This is a genomic window from Streptomyces viridosporus, assembly GCF_002078235.1.
Lineage (GTDB): Bacteria > Actinomycetota > Actinomycetes > Streptomycetales > Streptomycetaceae > Streptomyces > Streptomyces viridosporus.
Map to the genome: position 1 here is coordinate 1 of NZ_MSGP01000355.1, position 3,136 is coordinate 3,136.

Consider the following 3,136-nt stretch of genomic DNA (forward strand, 5'->3'; position numbering starts at 1 on the left):
CCGGCGGTGCTCGGCCTTCCGGCGGTGCCCGGTCTCCCGGTGGTGCTCGGCCTTCCGGTGGTGCTCGGCCTTCCGGTGGTGCTCGGCCTTCCGGTGGTGCTCGGCCTTCCGGCGGTGCCCGGCGCTGACCCGCGGTCCGGCCACCGGGTCGGCCCCGGCGGCCCGCCTTCGGCGGTGTCTGCTCGCGGTGCCCGTCCGGCGGGCGCCCTTCCCGGCTTTCCCGACGCCGCCCGGGGCCGGCCCCGCACGCCGTCCGGGGCCGACCGCCCCGCTGCGGGCCGCGACCCCGGGGGCCCGCCCGCAGCGGTTCACGTCCGGCGCCGGCCGGTCGCCCCTGCCCTGCCTTGCCCTGCCGGGCCGGGGCGACCGGCCGGTGTCCGGTCAGCCGATGCGTGCCGCCAGGGTCCGGAGCAGTTGCACGACCCCCGCCGGACCGTCGACCACCAGGTCCGAGCGTTCCCTCAGCTCGGTGACCTCGTCGCTGCCGCTGCACACCAGCAGGCCGGGGACGCCGTCGGAGCGGAGCTTGTCGACGGTGGCGTAGGCGGGGAGGTCGCCCAGGTCGTCACCGGCGTACAGGACCGACCGGGCGCCGATCTCGCGGGCGTACTCCATCAGGGCGACGCCCTTGTCCATGCCGGGCGGACGCAGCTCCAGCACCATGCGGCCGGGCTCGACGATCAGGCCGTGCCGGGTGGCGAGGTCGGCCAGCGGCTCGCGCAGCGCCTCGAAGGCGGCCTGGGGGTCGGAGGCCCTGCGGGTGTGGACGGCCACCGCCCGGCCCTTCTCCTCGATCCAGGTGCCCTGCCACGCGCCGACCCGGTCGAGCAGCCCCGGCAGTTCCGCGCGGACGGCGGCGACACCGGGGTGCGGGGCGGGCGCGGTGACCGTGCCGGTCGCCGCGTCCCAGCGCTCGGCCCCGTAGTGGCCGAGGACGACCAGGTGCTCCAGACCGGGCACGCCCGCGAAGCCGCCGTGCCGCACGGCCACTCCGGGGGGCCGCCCGGTGACGACCGCGACGGCCGCCACCTTCGGGGCGAGCGCGGCGAGCGCGGGCACCGTGTCGGGGTGCGCGCGGGCCTGCTCCGGGTCGGGCACGATCGGCGCGAGCGTCCCGTCGAAGTCCAGGCCGATCAGCGCCCTCTCCGGCCGCGCGAGAAGTGCCTCCAGCCCTTCCCGTCCGGCCCGTGTGGCAGGCGTCGGCAGGCCGTCGGCGGTACCGGGGTCCGTGGTGTCCGGGCCCGTGGCCTTCGGCTCCTGCGCGTGGGGGTCCGTGGAATCCGTATGGCTGCCCATGTCGCCAACCTATCCACGTCCCGGCGCCCGTACGCCTGTGTGACCGGCCATGTCGGCGATCCGGTTCAGCCGGACGCCGTCCCGTCCCTCAGCTCGTTCAACTGGTCCAGGAACCACTGCGCGGGCGGCAGCGCGGTCGCCGCCGCGGCCAGGCGCTTGCTGCGCTCGGTCCGCTCCGCCGGGCCCATGGTCAGGGCCTCGTGCAGGGCGCGCGCCGTGTCGACGACGTCGTACGGGTTGACGGTGATCGCGTCCTCGCCCAGCTCCTCGTGGGCGCCCGCCTCCCGCGACAGCACCAGCGCGCAGCCCGCGTCGGAGACGATCGGCATCTCCTTGGCGACCAGGTTCATGCCGTCGCGGATGGGGTTGACCAGGGCCACGTCCGCCAGCCGGTACGCGGCCAGCGAGCGGGCGAAGTCGTCCCTGACGTGCAGCGCGACCGGCCGCCAGCCCGGCGTCCCGTACCGCTCGTTGATCTCCGCGGCGACCCGCTGCACCTCGGCGGTGTAGTCGCGGTACACGGCGAGGTCCTGCCGGGAGGGGTAGGCGAAGGCGACGTGCACGACCCGCTCGCGCCACTCGGGGTGGTCCTCCAGCAGCTGCCGGTAGGCCAGCAGACCGCGCACGATGTTCTTCGACAGCTCGGTCCGGTCGACCCGGACGATCGTTCTGCGCGCACCGCCGTCGGGAGCCGCGCCGATCTCCTCCCGCAGCACGGCCATCCGCTCCTTCACGTCCGCCTCGTGGGACCGGGCGCGCAGGAAGTCCGCGTCGGCCCCCAGCCCGTGCACGCCGATCCGGGTGTCCCCGAGGCCGCCCACGAACCGCTCGCAGCACGCGGCGAACGCGTCCGCCCAGCGGTGGGTGAGGAAGCCCAGCCGGTCGGCGCCCAGCATCCCGCGCAGCACCTGCCCGGCGATGTCGTCGGGCAGCAGCCGGAAGTACTCCGGCGGCGCCCACGGCGTGTGCGAGAAGTGGCCGATCCGCAGGTCGGGGCGGAGCTCGCGGAGCATCCCGGGGACCAGCGTCAGGTGGTAGTCCTGCACCAGCACCGCCGCCCCCGGCGCCGCCTCCTCGGCCAGCGCCTCGGCGAAGGCGCGGTTGTACGTCTCGTAGGACGCCCACTGCCGCCGGAACTCCGCGTCGAAGACCGGTTCCAGCGGGGTCTGGTACAGCATGTGGTGCACGAACCACAGCACCGAGTTGGCGATCCCGTTGTACGCGTCGGCGTGCACGTCCGCCGGGACGTCCAGCATCCGCACGCCGTCCTCGCCGACCCCGCGCCGCACGGCCTCGCGGTCGCCGTCGGACAGCGCCGAGCACACCCACAGCGCCCCCGCGTCCGGGCCGATCGCCGACAGTCCGGACACCAGCCCGCCGCCGCCCCTTTTGGCCCGCAGCGAACCGTCCTCGTCCACCGTGTACGAAACGGGACCGCGATTCGACGCGACCAGCACCTGAGCACCCTGAGCAGCCTGCGTGGAAGCCATACGCCTCAACCTAGCCCGGTCCCGGAAGCCTCAAACGTCCCGGTGCGTCACCTCGGAGGCGATGTGAGCCACACCTCTTGTGCGGAAGCTGTGAATGACCTGAGGATGTGTGGTGCGCATTTCAACTTTTCGGGGGGTGGGCGCCATGCGCATACGCATGCGCGGATCCGTCGGTGCGGCGGCGCTGGTCGGGGCCTTCGCACTGACCTTGGCCGGTTGCGGCGACGCGGACGGCGACACGGAGGCGGACGGACGGCCCGCGGCGGTCACCGCCACGCCGGGCAGCGCCGGTTCCGCGCCCGAGGCGTCCCCCGAGGCGTCCGACGGCACCGGGACCCCGACCGCCACCC

2 protein-coding genes and 1 pseudogene are annotated in these 3,136 nt (G+C 75.1%); 1 reads left to right on the forward strand and 2 read right to left on the reverse strand.

Features of this window, described 5'->3' with window-relative positions:
- Positions 1-381: 381 nt before the first annotated feature.
- Positions 382-1,296 (reverse strand): trehalose-phosphatase, encoded by a 915-nt coding sequence (gene otsB / locus B7L92_RS24620; protein WP_081239610.1) that lies wholly within the window; start codon positions 1,294-1,296, stop codon positions 382-384.
- 65 nt (positions 1,297-1,361) lie between these two features.
- On the reverse strand, positions 1,362-2,786 hold the full coding sequence (locus tag B7L92_RS24625) for an alpha,alpha-trehalose-phosphate synthase (UDP-forming) (RefSeq protein WP_174704012.1): 1,425 nt from the start codon (positions 2,784-2,786) through the stop codon (positions 1,362-1,364).
- Positions 2,787-2,931: 145 nt separating this feature from the next.
- Between B7L92_RS24625 and B7L92_RS24630 the strand changes: the two are divergent.
- Positions 2,932-3,136, forward strand: a pseudogene (locus B7L92_RS24630) (hypothetical protein); the annotation flags it as partial.